Below are 19,528 nucleotides of genomic sequence, written 5' to 3' on the forward strand. Positions count from 1 at the left end.
GATACACAAAATGGCTAAATTTCAGGCAAACGTAAAGAACGAAGGCAACGACGACGGTCTGCGCGAAAAGATGATCGCGATCAACCGCGTGACCAAGGTGGTCAAGGGTGGTCGTATTCTCGGTTTTGCTGCGCTGACCGTGGTTGGTGATGGCGACGGCCGTGTCGGTATGGGCAAGGGCAAGGCTCGCGAAGTGCCTGTGGCCGTCCAGAAGGCCATGGAGCAGGCTCGCCGCAACATGATCAAGGTGTCGCTCAAGAGCGGTTCTCTGCACCATGCGGTGCATGGCGAGCACGGCGCCTCCAATGTCATGATGCTGCCTGCTGCCAAGGGTACCGGCATCATCGCTGGCGGTCCGATGCGTGCCGTATTCGAGGTGTTGGGTATCACTGACGTCGTGGCCAAGAGCCATGGTTCGAGCAACCCCTACAACTTGGTGCGTGCCACGCTGGACGCTCTGAAAAATTCCACGACTCCTGCCGACGTGGCCGCCAAGCGCGGCAAGTCGGTTGAAGAGATCCTGGGCTGATGGGAACGATCATGACCACTCAAAACACCGTCAAGGTTCAACTGGTGCGCAGCCCGATTGGCACCAAGCAGTCGCACCGCGACACCGTTCGTGGCCTGGGTCTGCGCAAGCTCAACAGCGTCAGCGAACTGCAGGACACGCCCGCCGTGCGCGGCATGATCAACAAGATCGCCTACCTGGTGAAGGTGCTCTGAGCACCCGACCGAAGAGGACTCATTCGTCATGGAACTCAACACCATTCAACCCGCAGCGGGTGCCAAGCACGCCAAGCGTCGCGTCGGCCGTGGCATTGGCTCCGGCCTGGGCAAGACGGCCGGTCGCGGCCACAAAGGTCAGAAATCGCGTTCTGGTGGCTATCACAAGGTCGGTTTCGAAGGCGGCCAGATGCCGCTGCAGCGTCGCCTGCCCAAGCGTGGTTTCAAGTCTGCGCAACTCCAGTTCAATGCCGAAGTGACCCTGGCAGACCTGAACACGGTGGATGCCGCCGAGATCGATCTTCTGGTGCTCAAGCAGGCTGGCCTGGTGGCTCAGCTGGCCAAGCGCGTCAAGGTCATCAAGACCGGTGAAATCACCCGTGCGGTCAAGCTCAAGGACATCGGCGCAACCGCCGGTGCCAAGGCTGCCATCGAGGCCGCTGGCGGCTCGCTGGCCTGATTCAGATCGCAAGCAAAAGGCAATCTGTGGCTACTGGCTCCACGACCCTGGCCAAGACAGGCAAGTTCGGCGACCTGCGTCGCCGGCTGGTGTTCCTGTTGCTGGCCTTGGTGGTTTACCGGATCGGCGCACACATCCCTGTGCCCGGGATCGACCCTGCCCAACTGGAACAGCTGTTCAAGGGCCAGCAGGGCGGCATCCTCAGCCTGTTCAACATGTTTTCGGGTGGCGCTCTCTCGCGCTTCACAGTCTTCGCTCTGGGGATCATGCCGTACATCTCGGCGTCGATCATCATGCAGTTGATGACCTATGTGGTCCCGACATTCGAGCAGCTGAAAAAGGAGGGTGAGGCCGGTCGTCGCAAGATCACCGCGTACACCCGATACGGAACGCTGGGTCTGGCGATATTCCAGGCTATGGGCATTGCCCTGGCGCTGGAAGGACAGGCGGGGCTGGTGATCGATCCGGGCATGGCGTTCCGCCTGACGGCGGTGGTGAGTCTGGTGGCAGGGACCATGTTCCTGATGTGGCTGGGCGAGCAGATCACCGAGCGCGGATTGGGCAACGGCATTTCGATCCTCATCTTTGCAGGTATCGCGGCGGGGCTCCCCAATGCAATCGGTGGGCTTCTGGAGCTCGTGCGCACTGGCGCCATGAACATCCTGGTGTCGCTCTTCATCATCGCGCTGGTGATTCTGGTCACCTATTTCGTGGTGTTCGTCGAACGCGGCCAGCGGAAGATTCTGGTGAACTATGCACGGCGTCAGGTCGGCAACAAGGTATACGGTGGTCAGTCTTCGCACCTGCCCCTGAAGCTGAACATGGCCGGTGTAATTCCGCCCATCTTCGCGTCGTCCATCATCCTGCTGCCGACCACGGTGGTGAGCTGGATCAGCACAGGGGATTCCACGCGCTGGCTGCGTGACATCGCGTCTGCTCTGTCTCCAGGACAACCGATCTATGTTGCCTTGTACGCCGCAGCGATCGTGTTTTTCTGCTTCTTCTACACGGCGCTCGTGTTCAACAGCCGCGAAACGGCCGACAACCTGAAGAAGAGTGGCGCGTTCATTCCCGGGATTCGTCCCGGTGACCAGACAGCCCGCTACATCGACAAGATTCTGCTTCGTTTGACACTGGCTGGCGCTATCTACATCACTGCAGTCTGCTTGCTGCCGGAATTCCTGATCCTGAAGTACAACGTGCCGTTCTACTTCGGTGGTACTTCATTGCTGATCATCGTGGTGGTCACCATGGACTTCATGGCCCAGGTGCAGAACTACATGATGTCCCAGCAGTACGAATCACTGTTGAAAAAGGCCAACTTCAAATCCTGATGTCGGCGCTGTCGTATGGCCAAAGACGATGTGATTGAAATGCAGGGGGAGGTGGTTGAAAACCTCCCGAACGCAACCTTCCGGGTCAAACTGGAAAACGGACATGTGGTGCTCGGGCACATCTCCGGCAAGATGCGGATGCACTACATCCGGATCCTCCCCGGCGACAAGGTCAAGGTGGAGTTGACTCCCTATGACCTGACCAGAGCACGAATCGTGTTCCGGGCGAAGTGACCAGTCGACATTGAATGTTTTGGAATATCTAGGAGAAGACTATGCGAGTTTCGGCTTCGGTCAAGAAAATGTGCCGCAACTGTAAGATCATCAAGCGCAAAGGTGTCGTGCGAGTCATCTGCACCGACCCGCGCCACAAGCAGCGTCAAGGCTGATTCGGAAGTTCAGAGGAACCAACATGGCTCGTATTGCAGGCATCAACATCCCGCCGCACAAACACGCCGAGATCGGCCTGACGGCAATCTTCGGTATCGGTCGCACCCGCGCTCGCAAGATCTGCGAAGCCTGTGGCATCGACTACAGCAAGAAGATCAAGGACCTGACCGACGCGGAACTCGAGAAGGTGCGCGATCAGGTCGGCACCTTCACCATTGAAGGTGACCTGCGTCGCGAGACCACGATGAACATCAAGCGTCTGATGGACATCGGTTGCTACCGTGGCTTCCGGCACCGCCGCGGTCTGCCGGTTCGTGGTCAACGCACCAAGACCAACGCCCGCACGCGCAAGGGTCCCCGCAAGGCCGCCCAGTCGCTCAAGAAATAATCGGTTGAAAGAGAAACATGGCTAAAGCTCCCAACAGTTCGGCAGCCGCCCGCGTCCGCAAGAAAGTCCGCAAGAACGTGGCGGACGGCATCGCGCACGTGCACGCGTCCTTCAACAACACCATCATCACCATCACCGACCGTCAGGGCAATGCACTGTCGTGGGCTTCGTCGGGTGGTCAGGGCTTCAAGGGCTCGCGCAAGTCCACCCCGTTCGCTGCTCAGGTGGCCTCGGAAGTGGCTGGTCGCGCCGCCATTGAACAAGGCATCAAGAACCTGGACGTCGAGATCAAGGGCCCGGGTCCTGGCCGTGAATCGTCCGTGCGCGCCTTGGGTGCCTTGGGCATCCGCATCAACTCGATTTCCGATGTGACGCCCGTGCCGCACAACGGTTGCCGCCCTCAGAAGCGCCGCCGCATCTGATGGGTCGCTTCCTGCCTCTGTGACGGAGGATAGGAAAGCGCTACAATCAAAAGCTTTTTTGAGCGCCACCGCAGTCGCCTGCGGTGGCATTTTTGCTAAGCCCACCGCTTCTCCCGTCAGGGAAGAGCTCCCGCAATGACACCGGCTGGTGTGGGTTGCGGCAGACTATCAACAAGGAACCCAACGTGGCACGTTACCTCGGCCCCAAGGCCAAACTTTCCCGCCGTGAAGGCGCCGACCTGTTGCTCAAGAGCGCACGCCGTTCCATCAGCGACAAGGCAAAGTTCGACTCCAAGCCCGGCCAGCACGGCCGTACCTCTGGCCAGCGCACCTCCGACTTCGGTCTGCAGCTGCGTGAAAAGCAGAAGGTCAAGCGCACCTACGGCGTGCTGGAGCGCCAGTTCCGCCGCTACTTTGCCGAGGCGGACCGCCGTCGTGGCAACACCGGCGCCAACCTGCTGTTCCTGTTGGAATCGCGCCTGGACAACGTGGTGTTCCGCATGGGTTTTGCATCCACCCGTGCCGAAGCCCGCCAGATCGTGTCGCACAAAGCCATCACCGTCAATGGCAGCCCGGTGAACATTCCTTCCTACTCGGTCAAGCCCGGTGATGTGATCGCCGTGCGCGAGAAGTCGAAGAAGCAGGCCCGCGTGATTGAAGCCCTGGAGTTGGCCAAGCAGATTGGCTTCCCCGCATGGGTGGAGGTCTCGGCCGACAAGGTCGAAGGTGTCTTCAAGAAGACGCCGGACCGTGACGAGTTCGGTGCAGAGATCAACGAATCGCTGATCGTCGAACTGTACTCGCGTTAATTTCGTTCCCGGTCGTCGTCGTTTCTGGCGAGGCCGGGCCATGCTCCGTCTGCCTTATCGGTGTAACGAGCCGAGGGAACTGAAGGAAGTTTGAATGCTGAACAATCTGCTCAAGCCCAAGACCATCAATGTCGAGCAAGTCTCGACCAACCGCGCCAAGGTGACGCTGGAGCCTTTCGAGCGCGGCTACGGCCACACACTGGGCAACGCCCTGCGCCGTGTGCTGTTGTCGTCGATGGTGGGCCACGCGCCGACCGAAGTGACGATCGCTGGTGTGGTGCACGAGTACTCATCCATTGACGGCGTCCAGGAAGACGTCGTGAACATGCTCCTGAACCTCAAGGGCGTGGTTTTCAAGCTGCACAACCGTGACGAGGTCACCCTGAGCCTCCGCAAAGACGGTGAGGGTGTGGTCACTGCCGCCGACATCCAGACCCCGCACGACGTCGAAATCGTCAATCCTGGCCACGTGATCGCAACGCTGTCTGCCGGTGCCAAACTGGACATGCAGATCAAGGTGGAAAAAGGCCGTGGCTATGTGCCGGGCAGCCTGCGCCGCAACGACGACGCTTCGCGTTCGCTGGGCCGCATCGTCTTGGACGCCTCGTTCTCCCCGGTCAAGCGTGTGAGCTACACCGTCGAGAGCGCCCGCGTTGAACAGCGCACCGACCTGGACAAACTGGTTCTGGAGATCGAGACCAATGGCTCCATCGGTCCCGAGGAAGCTGTGCGCGCATCGGCCAAGATTCTGGTCGAGCAGCTGGCGGTGTTTGCCCAGCTGGAAGGCGTGGAGTTGTCGGCGTTCGATCAGCCTGCACAACGCAGCTCGCAGCAGTTCGACCCCATCCTGTTGCGTCCTGTGGACGAACTCGAACTCACTGTTCGTTCGGCCAACTGCCTCAAGGCGGAGAACATCTACTACATCGGTGACCTGATCCAGCGCACCGAGAACGAGCTGCTCAAGACCCCCAACCTGGGCCGCAAGTCGCTCAACGAAATCAAGGAAGTGCTCGCTTCGCGCGGCCTGACCTTGGGCATGAAGCTCGAGAACTGGCCGCCGGCTGGTCTCGACAAGCACTGAACCGTCATCAACGTCTGACGAACCCCCAGTACCTGATCCGGCTGGGGGCAAAACACTGAAAGGAAATCACCATGCGTCACGGACACGGACTTCGCAAACTCAACCGCACCAGCGAGCACCGCCAGGCGATGCTGCGCAACATGATGAACTCGCTGCTCACGCACGAAGTCATCAAGACCACCCTGCCCAAGGCCAAGGAACTGCGCCGCGTGGTCGAGCCCATGATCACTCTGGCCAAGGAAGCCACCGTGGCCAACCGCCGCCTGGCCTTCAACCGCCTGCGCGACCGCGATGTGGTCGTCAAGCTGTTCGACGAACTGGGCCCGCGCTTCAAGGCCCGTCCTGGTGGCTACACCCGCATCTTGAAGATGGGCTTCCGCGTGGGCGACAACGCTCCCATGGCCTTGGTCGAACTGGTGGATCGTGCAGAAGATGCTGCACCTGCCGCCGACGACGCAAAAGCGTGATAGAATACAAGGCTTGACGCGGAGTGGAGCAGCCTGGTAGCTCGTTGGGCTCATAACCCAAAGGTCGCAAGTTCAAATCTTGCCTCCGCAACCAATCCGGAACTAACCAGAGTTCCTCAAAAAGCCCGCAGTTGCGGGCTTTTTTGTTTGTGGCTCTTTTGCGGTTCCTGGTTTAGTCCGGCACCACCGCAGTGACCTCGATCTCGACCCTGGCACGCGCTTCCACCAGCCGACTGACCTCCACGCAGGTCATGGCCGGGAAGCACTTGCCCATCACTTCGCGGTATGCGGTCCCCAACTCGCGCAGGCGGCTGTTGTACTCGTCGCGGTCGGTGATGTACCAGGTCATACGAACCATGTGCTCGGGGCCGGCGCCTGCACAGGACAGTACCGCGTGAACGTTCTGCAGGGCCTGCCTGGTCTGGTCGATGAAGTCGTCGCTTTCGAACTGCTGTTCACCGTTCCAGCCGATCTGGCCTCCAACGAAGACGAGGGTGCCTCGGGTGGCCACGCCGTTCGCGTAGCCCTTGGGGATGGCCCAGCCGGGCGGTTGCAGGAATTGCATGGGGACGGGTCTTTCTTGAAGTTCAGGTCACGGCCTCGGAGGCCATCTTGCGCAGCGCGAAGCGCTGCAGCTTGCCGGTTTCGGTGCGAGGCAACGAACTGACGAAGCGCACCTCGCGCGGGTATTTGTAGGGCGCCAGCGTGTGCTTGACGTGATCCTGCAGGGTCTTCACCTGGTCGGCGTCGGCCGCCTGACCGGGCTTGAGCACCACGTAGGCGAGGATGATCATGCCGCGCTCATCGTCGGCCTTGCCGACCACGCCGCATTCGGCCACCGCCGGGTGCTGCAGCAGCGCGGCCTCTACCTCGGGCCCAGCCACGTTGTAGCCGGCGGTGATGATCATGTCGTCGGTGCGCGCCTGGTAGATGAAATACCCATCTTCGTCCTGCAGGAAGGCGTCGCCGGGGAAATTCCAGCCGCCTTCCACGTAGTTCGACTGGCGGGCGTCGTCCAGGTACTTGCAGCCCGTCGGCCCTTTGATGGCCAGCCGGCCGACCTGGCCGCGTGGCAGGTCGTTGCCCTGTTCGTCGACGATCTTGGCTTCGTAGCCCGGCACCACACGCCCGATGGCGCCCCGCTTCACATCCTCAGGCGCGGCCGAGATGAAGATGTGGAACATCTCGGTGGCGCCGATGCCGTCCAGCATCTCCAGCCCACTCGCCTCCTTCCACAGCTGGCGTGTCGCGTCGGGCAGGCCCTCGCCGGCGCTGACGCTGAGACGCAATCGGCCAATGCCGTGCTGCTTCGCGAACGCCGCCATCTGCCGATAGAAAGTAGGCGCGGTATAGCAGATGGTGGCGCCGACCTGGCCGATCAGCTTCACCATGGCCTCGGGGGTGTACGGGATGCTCGGGAAGTACACCGAGGCGCCGGCCCACATGGGGAACACCAGCAGGCCGCCCAGACCAAAGGTGAAAGCCAGTGGCGGCGAGCCGATGACGATGTCGTCGGGGGTGGCGCGCAGCACATGGCGCGGCCAGGTTTCGCAGGCGGCCAGCACGTCGCGGTGGGTGTGCACCGCCGCTTTCGGGCTGCCGGTGGTGCCAGAGGTGAAGGCCAGCAGCGCGATGTCGTCGGCGCTGGTGGGGCAGGGCGCGGCCTGGTCGCTGGCGTGGCGGGCCAGCGCTTCAAGAGAATGGTCCAGCACCACCGCGGCGTCGCCGGTATTGAACAGACACAGCGGCATGGTGGCCGTGTCCGGGCCTTGCGCCAGCGCAGCCTTGAGCTCGTCCTGCAGCTTCACGTCGCACAGCGCGGCCGATGGTTGGGCCTTGTCGATGATGCTCTTGAGCTCGGTGGCGCGCAGCAGCGGCATGGTGGCCACCGCGATCAGGCCGCTCTGCACCACGGCCAGCCAGGCCAGCGCCATGGCGATGGAGTTGCCGCCGCGCAGCAGCACGCGGTTGCCCGGCTGCAGGCCCAGGCCGGCGAGCACGTTGGCGAACCGGTTCACCTCGGCACGGGCCTGGGCGTAGCTCAGGGTGCGTTCGTCGCTGCGGAACAGCGGTCGGTCCGCGTGGCCGGCGGCGAAGGCGCGGTCGAACAGCGCCTGCACCACGTTGAGCTGTTGGGGCAGCGCCTGCAGTTCTGGCAGGTCGTAGCGCAACTCGGGCCAATGGTCCGGTGGTGGCAGGCGGTCGTGCACGAACCGGTCGGTCTGGGCGGAAGGGTGTTGGGCCATGCGGGTCTCCGGTTCAGGCCTTCAGGGCGTGTTTGCCGAGGATGAGCAGTTGCACTTCGCTCGCACCCTCGTAGATGCGCAGCGAGCGGATGTCGCGGTACAGGTGTTCCACCACGGTGCCCACCTGCACGCCGCGGCCGCCGAACATCTGCAATGCCATGTCGATGACCTTCTGCGCGTTCTCGGTGGCCGTGAGCTTGGCCGCCGCCGCCGCCGCGGTGTAAGCCGGTGTGCCGGCGCCGCAGGAGGAGCTGCGGTCGCGCAGCCAGGCGGCGCGATAGGTGAGCATCGCGGCAGCGTCGATGAGCGCGCCCATCTCGCCCAGCCGTGCCTGCGTGAGCTGGAAGTCCCCCAGGGTCTGGCCGAACATCTTGCGTTGCTTGGCGTGCGCCACCGCTTCGGCGAAGGCGCGGCGCGCCATGCCCAGGGCAGCAGCGGCAACTGAGGCGCGGAAGATGTCGAGCGTCTGCATGGCGAGCTTGAAACCTCCGTTGGCGTTGCCCAGCAACGCTTCCTGCGCAACGGTGCAGCCACTGAAGGTGAGCGTGGCCAGCGGGTGCGGTGCCATCACCTGGATGTGGGCGCTGCTGTCCAGGCCCGCAGTGTCGGCGTCGACGATGAAGGCGCTGATGCCGCGCGCGCCGGCATCGGGTTCGGTCTTGGCGAAGGTGACATAGAAGTCGGCCATGCCACCGTTGCTGATCCAGGTCTTCTGGCCGTTCAATTCCCAGCCGGCGGCAGAAGGCGTGGCACGCAGCGCCATGGCGGCCACGTCGGAGCCGGCCTCGGGCTCGCTCAGGGCGAAGGCGGCGATCTTCTCGCCTGCGGCGACGGCGGGCAGGTAGGCGGCCTTCTGTGCGGGCGTGCCGGCCAGCGTGATGGCGCCGCTGCCCAGCCCTTGCATGGCGAATGCAAAGTCGGCCAGTGGCGAGTGGAAGGCGAGCGTCTCGCGCAGGATGACCAGCGCGCGCGAATCGAGCGCGGGCAGGGCGCCGCCATGCGCTTCGGGCACACAGTAGCGCAGCCAGCCTGCCGCGCCCAGGCGCCGCACCCAGTCCTTGCAGGCGGCGCGGTCGTCGGTTTCATCGACGCGCTGTTCGCGCGCCCAGGCCACCAGGCCGTTGGCCAGCGCCCGGTGCGCATCCTCGAAGAAGGGCAGCTCCAGGTGCGCGGTGGGGGCCAGCGCGCCGTGCGGATGGGGGTGTTCGAAGGCGACCATTTCAGTCCCCTTCAAAGACGGGTCTTTGTTTCGCTGCGAACGCTTCGTACGCCCGGCGGAAGTCCTGCGTCTGCATGCAGATGGCCTGGGCCTGCGCTTCGGCCTCGATGGCCTGGTCCAGCGTCATGGCCCATTCCTGGTGCAGCATGGTCTTGGTCATGCCGTGGGCGAAGGTCGGGCCTTGCGCCAGCTGCGACGCCAGCTTGTGCGCAGCCGGCAGCAGGACTTCGCTTTCGTGCAGCGCGTTGAAGAAGCCCCAGGCGTGGCCTTCTTGCGCGCTCATGGCACGGCCGGTGAACAGCAGTTCGCTCGCGCGGCCCTGGCCGATCATGCGCGGCAGCAGGGCGCAGGCGCCCATGTCGGCGCCGGCCAGGCCGACGCGGGTGAACAGGAAGGCGACCGTGGCCGCGGGCGTGCCCAGACGCAGGTCCGAGGCCAGCGCCATCATCGCGCCCGCGCCGGCGCAGACGCCATCCAGCGCGGCCACGATGGGCTGCGGACAGGCGCGCATGGCGCTGACCAGCGCGCCCGTCATGCGGGTGAAGGCCAGCAGCTCGGGCATGGTCATCTTCGTCAGCGGACCGATGATTTCGTGCACGTCGCCGCCGGAGCAGAAGTTGCCGCCCGCGCCGGTGACCACCACCGACTTGATGTCGGTCGCGCGCTGCAGGCCCAGGAACCAGTCGCGCAGCTCGGCGTAGGAGTCGAAGGTCAGCGGGTTCTTGCGCTCAGGCCGGTTGAGTGTGACGGTGGCCACACCGTCCTGCACGCTGAGCGCGAAGTGGGTGGGCGTGGTGGTGGCCATGGCGCTGTACTGGCCGCGCATGGGGTTGTGGTCGGGGATGGGGTGTTTCATTCGAGGTCCAGTTGGTGCTGCTTCACCTTGCCGAGCAGCTTGTGCAGGTGGTCCAGATCCTTGGGGCCGAGGCCTTCGAAGGCCTGCACGATCCATTGCTCGTGCTGCACGGCCATGCGCTCGAAGGCGCTGCGTCCGGCGGGGGTGAGGCGCACGAGGAAGGCGCGGCGGTCGCCCTCGACGCCCACGCGCTCCACCAGACCCTCGGCCACCAGCTGGTCGGTGATGCCGGTGACGTTGCCGCCGGTGACCATGAGGCGCTGCGACAGCTCCTTCATCTTCAGGCCTTCTGGGTGCCGTTCGAGCTGGGCCATGAGGTCGAAACGCGGCAGCGTGGTGTCGAACTGCTCGCGCAGGCCGGTGCGAACGCGTTTTTCAATCAGCTGCGAGCAGGCCAGCAGGCGCAGCCACAGCCGCAGCTCCTGCGCGTGTTCGCTGTGGGCGCGGGCTTCGAGGTCGAGGGTGTCGATGGTGGTCATGAGGTTTCGGCCGGGTCCTGGGTGACGACCGTGCCTTGAAGGGCCTGCTGGCGCGCGATCTCGCGGTAGAGCTGGTCGCGGCCGCTGAGGTAGGGCAGGGGCCAGTCGATGGCGCGGGTCTGCAGCTTGGCGGCTTCGTGCAGCGTCCAGGCCGGGTCGGCCAGGTGGGGGCGGGCCACGGCGCAGAGGTCGGCGCGGCCGGCGCCGATTATGCTGTTGGCGTGGTCGGCCTCGCTGATCGCTCCGACGGCCATGGTGAGGATGTCGACCTCGTTGCGGATGCGGTCGGCAAACGGTGTCTGGTACATGCGGCCGTAGACCGGCTTGGCCTGCCGCGTGGTCTGGCCGGACGACACGTCGATCACGTCGCAGCCGGCGGCCTTGAACAGTCGCGCGATGGCGACCGCGTCGTCGGGTGTGTTGCCGCCGGGTGCCCAGTCGTGCGCCGAGATGCGCACGCTCATGGGTTTGTCGGCGGGCCAGGCGGCGCGCATCGCCGCAAAAACTTCGAGCGGGTAGCGGCAGCGGTTCTCCAGTGAACCGCCGTACCCGTCGCTGCGCTGGTTGGTCAGCGGGCAGATGAAGGCCGAGAGCAGGTAGCCGTGCGCGCAGTGCAGCTCCAGCCAGTCGAAGCCGGCCGCTGCGGCGCGTTGTGTGGACTCGACGAAGGCTGCGGTCATCGCGTCCATGTCGGCGCGGGTCATGGCCTTCGGGACCTGGTTCTGCTGACCATAGGGCAGGGCGCTGGCCGACAGCAGCGGCCAGTTGCCCGTGGCCAGTGGCTCGTCCATCGCCTCCCAGCCGAGCTGTGTCGAGCCTTTGGGGCCGCTGTGACCGAGCTGCAGACCCATCCTGGCGCCACCGTTCTGGCGCGCAAAGTCCACGATGCGGGCCAGCGCGGCCTGCTGCGCGTCGTTCCACAGGCCGGGGCAGCCGGGGGTGATGCGGCCCTCCGGCGTCGGGCTGGTCATCTCGACCATCACCAGCGCAGCGCCGCCCACGGCGCGCGCGCCCAGGTGCATCAGGTGCCAGTCGCCGACCACGCCGTCCTGCGCCTTGTACTGCGCCATCGGGGAGACGACGATGCGGTTCTTGAGTTCAACGCCGCGCACTTTGAGCGGCAGCAGCATGGGCGGAGTGGGCTTGCCACCGGCGCTGCGGCCGCCGGCGCGGGACTGCAACCAGTCTTCGTAGCCTTCGAGCCACTTCGCATCGCGCAGGCGCAGGTTCTCGTGGCTGATGCGCTGGCTGCGCGTGAGCAGCGAGTAGGCGAACTGCTGGATCTCCATGCCGGTGTAGCGGTCCACATGTTCGAACCACTCGGTGGAGTTGCGTGCGGCGTTCTGGATCTTGAGCACCTCGACGCTGCGTCGGGCCTCGTAGCCCTGCAGCACGGTGGCCATGTCGGCGCCGGCGTTGTCTGTGAACTCGTTGGCCAGGTCGATCGCGTCTTCCAGCGCCAGCTTGGTGCCGCTGCCGATGGAGAAGTGGGCGGTGTGGGCGGCGTCGCCCATCAGCACGATCGGGGTCTGCTTGCCGGCGATGTCCTGCCAGTGCACCCAGGTGTTGCAGATCACGCGCGGGAAGCGGATCCAGTTGGCCGAGCCGCGCAGGTGCTTGGCGTTGCTGATCAGGGCGTTGCCGTCGAGGTATTTGGCGAACAGCTTCTCGCAGAACGCGACGCCTTCCTCCTGGCTCATGTCTTCGATGCCGTGCGCCTTCCACACCGGTTCGGGCGTCTCGACGATGAAGGTCGAGGTTTCGTCGTCGAACTTGTAGGCGTGGGCCTGGAACCAGCCGTGCTCGGTCTGTTCGAAGGCGAAGGTGAAGGCGTCGAAGGTCTTCTTCGTACCCAGCCAGACGAAGCGGCACAGCCGGGTGTCGATGTCGGGCTGGAAGGTGCTTTCGTAGCGCGTGCGGATGCGGCTGTTCAGGCCGTCGCTGGCGATCACCAGGTCGGCGCCGTACTGCTGAGCGAGCGCCTGGTCGTCTGTGACATCGGTCTCGAAGACCAGCTTCACGCCCAGGGCCTCGCAGCGTTCCTGCAGGATGTTGAGCAGGCGCTTGCGGCCGATGCCGATGAAGCCGTGGCCACCGGAGCGCACGCTGGCGCCCTTGTAGAACACCTCGATGTCGTCCCAGTGGTTGAAGGCGTCCTGCATGGCCTGCGCGGTCTCGGGGTCGGCCCGGCGCAGGTTGACCAGGGTCTGGTCGGAGAACACGACGCCCCAGCCGAAGGTGTCGTAGGGCCGGTTGCGCTCGACCACGGTCACCTCCAGCGCCGGGAAGCGCCGCTTCATCAGCAGACCAAAGTACAGGCCCGCCGGGCCGCCACCGATGCACAGGATGCGCCGCAGCGCAGGAGTGGGTGTGTTCATGCCTGATTAGTTTAGGCTTGAACTAAATGCGAACAACCGGGTTAACCCGCAGGGGGGAAGGGGCGGACGGGCTTCCCGCCGAACGGTGCAAGAATGCTGTGCAGTGTTCTCAGTGGAGGAGTCCCGAATGTCCCTGTACCGATTCAAGTCCCGCGAAACCGGCGATCTGGTGATGCTGGCGCCCAGCGGCAAGCACATCCTGGACATCCTGGGCAAGGATGCTTCGTCCTCCGGCATCATCCGGCCCGAGGAAATGCCTGGCGCCATCGCCGCCCTGCGCGCCGCGGTGCAGGCCGAAGAAGCGGCGCAGCAGCAGATGAAGGAAGAGGCGCTGGCCAAGGGCGAACCGGCGCCGCAGTTCGAGGCGGTCAGCCTGCGCATGCGCAGCGCGCCGTTCATCGAGATGCTCCAGCGCTGCGCCAAGGCCGAGGTGGAGATCGTCTGGGGCGTTTGACGCCTCCAAGCCCCCCGGGCCCCGGAAACGAAACAGCCCGCATCAGCGGGCTGTCGTTCGTTGGCCGGGCTGGCGGCCCGGTCCCGGATGGTCAGTCGGCGAATTCGCCGGCAGCGTCGATTGCGGTCTTGAGCTTGGTGATTTCGCTGGCAACGAAGGCCTTGTGACCAGCCTGGGTCACGCGGTTGTCGGTGACCACCAGAGCGCCCAGCTCGGCCTGCTTCTTGACGAAGTCCGGGTCCTTCAGCGCGACCTGCAGAGCGTCGTTGAGCTTCTTCTGCACATCCGCCGGCGTGCCCTTCGGTGCGTACATGGCGTGCCAGATGGTCAGGTTGAAGCCCTTGAGGCCCATTTCCTGCAGCGACGGGTAGTCCTTGAGCAGCTTGTGGCCGGACAGCGGCTTGGCTGTGGTGACAGCGAAAGCCTTGACACGACCGCCTTCGATCTGCGCGGTGGTGTTGGTGGTCTGGTCGCACATCACGTCCACCTGGCCGCCGATCAGGTCGTTCATGGCCGGGCCCGTGCCGCGGTAGGCGATGGTGGTCATGGCCTTGTCCAGCTTGACCGCGGACTGCCACATCAGGCCGCACAGGTGCGAGGCGGAACCCAGACCGGCGTGGGCCAGGTTCAGCTTGCCACCGTTGGCGCGGATGTAGTTCTCGAAGTCGCGGTAGGTGGCGGCGGGCAGCTTGGGCGAGCCCAGCAGCGTCATCGGCACGTCGTTGATCATGCCCAGGTACTCGAAGTCCTCCAGCGGCTTGTAGGGCAGCTTGCGGTAGAGGCTGGCGGTGGCGGCCATGCCGATGTGCCAGACCAGCAGGGTGTGGCCGTCCGGCGCGGCGCGGGCCACCTTGGCGGCACCGATGGTGCCGCCGGCGCCGGCGGCGTTCTCGACCACGACCGAAGCGCCGCCCAGCGGCTTGCGCATGGCTTCGGCGAGCTGGCGGGCCACCAGGTCGGTGGGGCCACCAGCGGCAAAGGGCACCACCAGGGTGATGGGCTTGCTGGGGAAGCCTTGGGCAAATGCGCCGGCCGAAACGGCGGCGGTCAGGGCAAAGGCCAGGATCTTCTTCATGTGGGTGCTCCTATGGGATGTTCAGAATCGCATGGTAGTGCGCCACACAGCGCCGGTCATGGCGGAAATTACTTAGCCAGGCCTCGGTGGAAACCCTTTGACTGAGGCGCCTGCGCTCACTTGTAGCTGCGTGCGTCTTCGATCACCTTGCCGTCGTTGGGCAGGCTGCCGGGGCGCACCACCTGCACGTCGCCGCGCAGCTTGGTCACCTCCCGGATTGCGGTCTCGATGCGCTCGCGAAGGCCGTCGCCGACTTCGGTGGCTTCCACCTGGAGGCACATGGCATCACTGGCCATCTCGCCGCTCACCACCAGCCGGGCCTTCTTCACCTCGGGGAAGCGACGGGTGATTTCGGCCACCTGCGAGGGGTGTACGAACATGCCCTTGATCTTGGTGGTCTGGTCGGCGCGGCCCATCCATCCTTTGATGCGTGGTGCGGTGCGGCCGGTGGGGCACTGGCCCGGCAGGATGGCCGAGAGGTCGCCAGTGCCGAAGCGGACCAGCGGGTAGGCGGTGTTGAGCGTGGTCACCACCAGTTCGCCCACCTCGCCTTCGTCCACCGGTGTGCCGGTGCCGGGGCGCACGATCTCGACGATCACGCTCTCGTCCAGCACCAGCCCTTCGCGCGAGGGCGTCTCGTAGGCCACCAGGCCCAGGTCGGCGGTGGCGTAGGTCTGGTAGACGTCGACGCCGCGCTCCTTGAACCAGGCCGTCAGGCTGGGCGGGCAGGCCTCGCCGCCCACCGAGGCCTTGGTCAGACTCGGCAGGGCGATGCCGGCCTCGGCCGCCTTCTCCAGCAGGATGCGCAGGAAGCTGGGCGTGCCGGTGTAGGCATTGGGCTTGAGGTCGACCATGGCTTCGAGCTGCTGCTCGGTCTGCCCGACACCACCGGGGAACACGGTGCAGCCCACCGCATGTGCGCCCGATTCCAGGATGAAGGCGCCCGGGGTCATGTGGTAGCTGAAGCTGTTGTGCACCAGGTCGCCGGCGCGGAAGCCTGCGGCGAACAGCGCGCGGCCGGCGCGCCAGTAGTCCTTGCCCGCGCCCTCGGGTTCGTAGATGGGACCCGGGCTGGCGAAGATGCGCGACATGGCCGGGCCGCGCACCAGGGCCGAGAAACCGCCGAAGGCGTCGTGCTGCCGCTTGGCCTTCTGGCGCTCCAGCAGCTCGCTCTTGCGCGTGACCGGGATGCGCGTCAGGGCGGTGCGGTTGTTGATGCCCGACACGTCGATGTCGCGCAGGATGTCGGCAAATGCCGCGCTGTTCTGCCTGGCGTGGGCCAGCTGCCCCGGCAGCGCGGCCATCTGCGCCGCCTCGCGCTCGGCAGGGGATCGGGTTTCCAGGGCGTCGAAGTGTTCGCTCATGGTGTAGGAAGCCTCGGGTTGATGGGATGCGGGATCAGGCCAGCCAGCGCTTGCGGCGCTTGTAGCTCTTGACGTCCTTGAACGACTTGCGCTCACCGCCGCCCATGCCCAGGTAGAACTCCTTGACGTCCTCGTTGTTGCGCAGGTCGCCGGCGGCGCCATCCATCACGATGCGACCGCTTTCCATGATGTAGCCGTAGTCGGCGTACTTCAGGGCCATGTTGGTGTTCTGTTCGGCGATCAGGAAGGTGACCTTCTCCTTGGTGTTCAGGTCCTTCACGATCTCGAACACCTCCTCCACGATCTGCGGTGCCAGGCCCATCGAGGGCTCGTCCAGCAGCACCACGCTGGGGTTGGCCATGAGCGCGCGGCCGATGGCGCACATCTGCTGCTCGCCACCAGACGTGTAGGCCGCCTGCGAGGTGCGGCGCGTTTTGAGGCGCGGGAAGTAGTTGTAGACCTTCTCCAGGTTGCGCGCGACCTCGGCCTTGTCGGTGCGCGTGTAGGACCCCGTCATCAGGTTTTCCTCGATGGTCAGGTGCGCGAAGCAGTGGCGCCCCTCCATCACCTGCACCACGCCGCGGTTGACCAGGTCGGCGGGCGACAGGTTCTCGATGCGCTCGCCGCGCAGCTCGATGCTGCCCTTGGTGACCTCGCCACGCTCGCCCTTGAGCAGGTTGGAGATGGCGCGCAGTGTGGTCGTCTTGCCCGCGCCGTTGCCGCCCAGGATGGCCGCGATCTTGCCTTCGGGCACGTTCAGGGAAACGCCCTTGAGCACGAGGATCACGTGGTTGTAGATGACCTCGATGCCGTTGACGTTGAGAACGATGTTGGGATTGGTGCTCATGGTGTTTCCTTCTGGACCATTTGCAAGGCTCGGCGCACCGGCCTTGCAGATGGTCGCTGGCGAACCAGCGACCAGGGGTGACACCGATCAGCTTCCGCAGTCCGACGCGGCGCGACGGGTCAGCTTCTTCTCGGCGGCGTACTTGTCGGCGGCGGCTTTGACCATTGGCTTGATGATCTGTTCATCGGCCTGCAGCCAGTCGCTGGTGAATTGCCACTTGCTGCCGTCCCAGGTGTGCACGCGGGCCCAGTTCGCGCCCATGTGGTCCTGGCAGCTGGTGGACACCGGGCGCATCACGCCCTTGAAACCCAGGGCGTCGAGCTTGGCCTGTGTCAGGTTGAGGTTCTCGTAACCCCAGCGGGCCTGCTCGGCGGTCACGACCTTGCCCTTTCCGTACTTTTCCTGAGCCTGGCGCACGCCTTCGACTGCAAACATGGCGCTCATCAGACCGCGCATGTAGAGCACGTCGCCCACTTCTTCCTTCGGTCCGGTGCCCTGGCCCTTGTCGTGCAGTTTGGACAGGATTTCCTTGACCACATCGGCGCCCTTTTCCGTGCCGTGCTGCATCGTGACGGCGTTGTAGCCCTTGGCGCCCTGGCCGACGTCCTTGACGTCCGGCTCGGCACCTGCCCACCACACGCCGTACATCTTCTCGCGCGGGTAGCCGGTGGCCTGGGCTTCCTTCAGTGCGGTGGAGTTCATCACGCCCCAGCCCCACAGCACCACGTAGTCGGGGCGCTGCTGGCGCACCTGCAGCCAGGTGGCCTTCTGCTCGACGCCAGGGGCGGTCACGGGCAGCAGGCTCAGCTGGAAGCCCAGTTGCGAAGCGCGTTCCTGCAGCAGCGGAATGGGTTCCTTGCCGAAGGGGCTGTCGTGGTAGACCAGCGCGATCTTCTTGCCTTTGAGGCTGGCCAGGCCGCCTTCCTTCTTGCCCAGCTGCTGGATGATGGCGTCTGCGGCCACCCAGTAGGTGCCGGCCAGCGGGAAGTTCCACTTGAACACACCGCCATCGGCCGATTCGCTGCGGCCATAGCCAGCCGTGATCAGCGGGATCTTGTCGATCGGCGCCTTCTCGGTCAAGGCAAAGGTGGCGCCGGTGGACAGGGGCTGGAACACGGTGGCGCCTTTGCCTTTCAGTCGCTCATAGCACTCCACGCTCTTGTCGGTGGCATAGCCGGTCTCGCACTCTTCGAAGCTGAGCTTCACGCCGTTGATGCCACCGCGGGCATTGACCAGCTTGAGGTAGTCCACATAGCCGTTGGCCCATGGCACCCCGTTGGGGGCGTAGGCACCGGTGCGGTAGACCAGCACCGGGAAGAACTGCTCCTTGGCCTGGGCCATGGCAGCCGTCGGGACCACCGCGCCCGAGAGGGCGGCACAGGCCAGCGACACGGAGAGAACCAGGTTACGTACTTTCATCGCTTTGTCTCCTTAAGGACAGGTCAGGCACACACAGAAAGAAAAGGCAATCAATGGGGGAAAGGCCAGAGGCGAAGCTTCTGCTTGCCAATGCTCCACAGCTTGGCCAGGCCGTGGGGTTCCACGATCAGGAACCAGACGATGAGCGCGCCGAACACCATGAAGGTCATGTGGGCGGCGGCTGCGGTCGAGAGGCCGACCAGCAGGCTGATGCGTTCGATGAAGATCGGCAGCAGCACGATGAAGGCGGCGCCGAAGAAGCTGCCCATGATCGAACCCATGCCGCCGATGATCACCATGAACAGCAGCTGGAAAGAGCGGTCGATCGAGAAGGCCGCCGGTTCCCAGGACCCGAGGTGCACGAAGCCCCAGAGCGCGCCAGCCACGCCGACGATGAAGGAGCTCACCGCGAAGGCCGACAGCTTGGCGTACTTGGGGCGGATGCCGATCACAGCAGCGGCCACGTCCATGTCGCGGATGGCCATCCATTCGCGGCCGATCGAGCTGCGCACCAGGTTCTTGGCCAGCAGGGCAAACACCACCAGGAAGGCCAGGCAGAACAGGTACTTCTGCAACGGGGTCTCGATGGGCATGCCCAGCACCTGCAGGTTGGACACCGACACCGACCCGGACGCGTTGTTGTTGGTGAACCAGCCCACGCGCAGGAAGGCCCAGTCGCAGAAGAACTGCGCCGCCAGCGTGGCCACCGCCAGGTACAGCCCCTTGACGCGCAGGCTGGGGAAGCCGAAGAAGATGCCCACCAGCGTGGCGAAGAAGCCGCCGGACAGCAGCGCCAGGATCAGTGGCATGCCTTCGATGCGGATGTAGGTGTTGTAGGCCATGTAGGCGCCCACGGCCATGAAGGCCCCCGACCCCAGCGAGATCTGGCCGCAATACCCCACCAGGATGTTCACGCCCAGGGCGGCCAGCGACAGGATCAGGAACGGGATGAAGATGGCGCGGAACAGGTATTCGTCGGCCAGCATCGGCACGCCGACGAAGGCGAACGCGATGAGGGCGAGGATGGCCCAGCGGTCCTGTGCGATCGGGAAGATCTGCTGGTCGGCGCGGTAGGAGGTCTTGAACTGGCCGTTTTCGCGATAGAACATGTTCTTGT

23 protein-coding genes and 1 tRNA gene are annotated in these 19,528 nt (G+C 64.7%); 13 read left to right on the forward strand and 11 right to left on the reverse strand.

Going from position 1 to position 19,528, the window contains the following annotated elements:
- The first annotated feature begins 10 nt into the window (after positions 1-10).
- The 12 genes from rpsE to BC358_RS01020 all read left to right on the forward strand — a co-directional run bounded on the left by rpsE (position 11) and on the right by BC358_RS01020 (position 6,168).
- Positions 11-529 (forward strand): 30S ribosomal protein S5, encoded by a 519-nt coding sequence (gene rpsE / locus BC358_RS00965; protein ID WP_066157220.1) that lies wholly within the window; start codon positions 11-13, stop codon positions 527-529.
- Positions 530-540: 11 nt separating this feature from the next.
- Entirely contained in the window at positions 541-723 is a 183-nt protein-coding gene (gene rpmD, locus BC358_RS00970) for a 50S ribosomal protein L30 (RefSeq protein WP_066157720.1), read from the forward strand.
- Positions 724-751: 28 nt separating this feature from the next.
- Positions 752-1,183 (forward strand): 50S ribosomal protein L15, encoded by a 432-nt coding sequence (rplO, locus tag BC358_RS00975; protein WP_066253437.1) that lies wholly within the window; start codon positions 752-754, stop codon positions 1,181-1,183.
- 26 nt (positions 1,184-1,209) lie between these two features.
- On the forward strand, positions 1,210-2,517 hold the full coding sequence (gene secY / locus BC358_RS00980) for a preprotein translocase subunit SecY (RefSeq protein ID WP_066157213.1): 1,308 nt from the start codon (positions 1,210-1,212) through the stop codon (positions 2,515-2,517).
- Positions 2,518-2,532: 15 nt separating this feature from the next.
- The gene (infA, locus tag BC358_RS00985; protein WP_009514918.1) at positions 2,533-2,751 is read left to right on the forward strand and encodes a translation initiation factor IF-1; all 219 of its coding nucleotides are present in this window, start codon (positions 2,533-2,535) and stop codon (positions 2,749-2,751) included.
- Positions 2,752-2,792: 41 nt separating this feature from the next.
- A complete protein-coding gene (gene rpmJ, locus BC358_RS00990) occupies positions 2,793-2,906 on the forward strand; it encodes a 50S ribosomal protein L36 (RefSeq protein WP_066157211.1) in 114 nt (37 codons plus the stop codon).
- Between the two features lie 23 nt (positions 2,907-2,929).
- Positions 2,930-3,295 (forward strand): 30S ribosomal protein S13, encoded by a 366-nt coding sequence (gene rpsM, locus BC358_RS00995; protein WP_066157205.1) that lies wholly within the window; start codon positions 2,930-2,932, stop codon positions 3,293-3,295.
- Between the two features lie 17 nt (positions 3,296-3,312).
- Positions 3,313-3,717: a 30S ribosomal protein S11 gene (gene rpsK / locus BC358_RS01000; RefSeq protein ID WP_079364320.1), complete on the forward strand. Its 405-nt coding sequence runs from the start codon at positions 3,313-3,315 to the stop codon at positions 3,715-3,717.
- 185 nt (positions 3,718-3,902) lie between these two features.
- Complete coding sequence (gene rpsD, locus BC358_RS01005; protein ID WP_066157718.1) at positions 3,903-4,526, forward strand: 30S ribosomal protein S4; 624 nt, start codon at positions 3,903-3,905, stop codon at positions 4,524-4,526.
- Between the two features lie 94 nt (positions 4,527-4,620).
- Positions 4,621-5,607, forward strand: coding sequence for a DNA-directed RNA polymerase subunit alpha (gene rpoA, locus BC358_RS01010; protein WP_066157201.1), 987 nt, complete (start codon positions 4,621-4,623; stop codon positions 5,605-5,607).
- A gap of 71 nt (positions 5,608-5,678) precedes the next feature.
- On the forward strand, positions 5,679-6,074 hold the full coding sequence (rplQ, locus tag BC358_RS01015) for a 50S ribosomal protein L17 (protein ID WP_066157198.1): 396 nt from the start codon (positions 5,679-5,681) through the stop codon (positions 6,072-6,074).
- Positions 6,075-6,091: 17 nt separating this feature from the next.
- Positions 6,092-6,168, forward strand: a tRNA-Met gene (locus tag BC358_RS01020).
- A 78-nt stretch (positions 6,169-6,246) separates the two neighbouring features.
- Here BC358_RS01020 and BC358_RS01025 read toward each other — a convergent pair.
- From BC358_RS01025 to BC358_RS01050, 6 genes are read right to left on the reverse strand one after another with little or no spacing between them, the layout of a single operon-like run.
- The gene (locus BC358_RS01025) at positions 6,247-6,639 is read right to left on the reverse strand and encodes a RidA family protein (protein WP_066153948.1); all 393 of its coding nucleotides are present in this window, start codon (positions 6,637-6,639) and stop codon (positions 6,247-6,249) included.
- Positions 6,640-6,661: 22 nt separating this feature from the next.
- Positions 6,662-8,320 (reverse strand): benzoate-CoA ligase family protein, encoded by a 1,659-nt coding sequence (locus tag BC358_RS01030; protein ID WP_079364321.1) that lies wholly within the window; start codon positions 8,318-8,320, stop codon positions 6,662-6,664.
- A gap of 13 nt (positions 8,321-8,333) precedes the next feature.
- On the reverse strand, positions 8,334-9,539 hold the full coding sequence (locus BC358_RS01035) for an acyl-CoA dehydrogenase family protein (protein ID WP_079364322.1): 1,206 nt from the start codon (positions 9,537-9,539) through the stop codon (positions 8,334-8,336).
- 1 nt (position 9,540) lies between these two features.
- Entirely contained in the window at positions 9,541-10,395 is an 855-nt protein-coding gene (locus BC358_RS01040) for an enoyl-CoA hydratase family protein (RefSeq protein ID WP_079364323.1), read from the reverse strand.
- Positions 10,392-10,874 (reverse strand): MarR family winged helix-turn-helix transcriptional regulator, encoded by a 483-nt coding sequence (locus BC358_RS01045; RefSeq protein WP_079364324.1) that lies wholly within the window; start codon positions 10,872-10,874, stop codon positions 10,392-10,394. The genes BC358_RS01040 and BC358_RS01045 overlap by 4 nt, the downstream gene beginning before the upstream one ends.
- Complete coding sequence (locus BC358_RS01050; protein ID WP_079364325.1) at positions 10,871-13,252, reverse strand: bifunctional salicylyl-CoA 5-hydroxylase/oxidoreductase; 2,382 nt, start codon at positions 13,250-13,252, stop codon at positions 10,871-10,873. The genes BC358_RS01045 and BC358_RS01050 overlap by 4 nt, the downstream gene beginning before the upstream one ends.
- 127 nt (positions 13,253-13,379) lie before the next feature.
- Here BC358_RS01050 and BC358_RS01055 point away from each other — a divergent pair, with 127 nt between their 5' ends.
- Positions 13,380-13,706, forward strand: a complete 327-nt coding sequence (locus BC358_RS01055; RefSeq protein ID WP_079364326.1) for a DUF1840 domain-containing protein — start codon at positions 13,380-13,382, stop codon at positions 13,704-13,706.
- Between the two features lie 91 nt (positions 13,707-13,797).
- Here the strand turns inward: BC358_RS01055 and BC358_RS01060 are convergent, their stop codons facing one another.
- From BC358_RS01060 to BC358_RS01080, 5 genes are all read right to left on the reverse strand, one after another.
- Positions 13,798-14,781, reverse strand: a complete 984-nt coding sequence (locus BC358_RS01060) for a tripartite tricarboxylate transporter substrate-binding protein (RefSeq protein WP_066153924.1) — start codon at positions 14,779-14,781, stop codon at positions 13,798-13,800.
- A 116-nt stretch (positions 14,782-14,897) separates the two neighbouring features.
- The gene (locus BC358_RS01065; RefSeq protein ID WP_079364327.1) at positions 14,898-16,145 is read right to left on the reverse strand and encodes a phenylacetate--CoA ligase family protein; all 1,248 of its coding nucleotides are present in this window, start codon (positions 16,143-16,145) and stop codon (positions 14,898-14,900) included.
- A gap of 34 nt (positions 16,146-16,179) precedes the next feature.
- Complete coding sequence (locus BC358_RS01070) at positions 16,180-16,992, reverse strand: ABC transporter ATP-binding protein (protein WP_066153918.1); 813 nt, start codon at positions 16,990-16,992, stop codon at positions 16,180-16,182.
- 87 nt (positions 16,993-17,079) lie between these two features.
- A complete protein-coding gene (locus BC358_RS01075; RefSeq protein WP_066153915.1) occupies positions 17,080-18,411 on the reverse strand; it encodes an ABC transporter substrate-binding protein in 1,332 nt (443 codons plus the stop codon).
- Positions 18,412-18,461: 50 nt separating this feature from the next.
- Positions 18,462-19,520: a branched-chain amino acid ABC transporter permease gene (locus BC358_RS01080; protein WP_066153911.1), complete on the reverse strand. Its 1,059-nt coding sequence runs from the start codon at positions 19,518-19,520 to the stop codon at positions 18,462-18,464.
- Positions 19,521-19,528: the final 8 nt, after the last annotated feature.

Origin of the sequence: Hydrogenophaga sp. H7 (assembly GCF_002025745.1) — a bacterium.
GTDB lineage: Bacteria > Pseudomonadota > Gammaproteobacteria > Burkholderiales > Burkholderiaceae_C > Hydrogenophaga > Hydrogenophaga pseudoflava.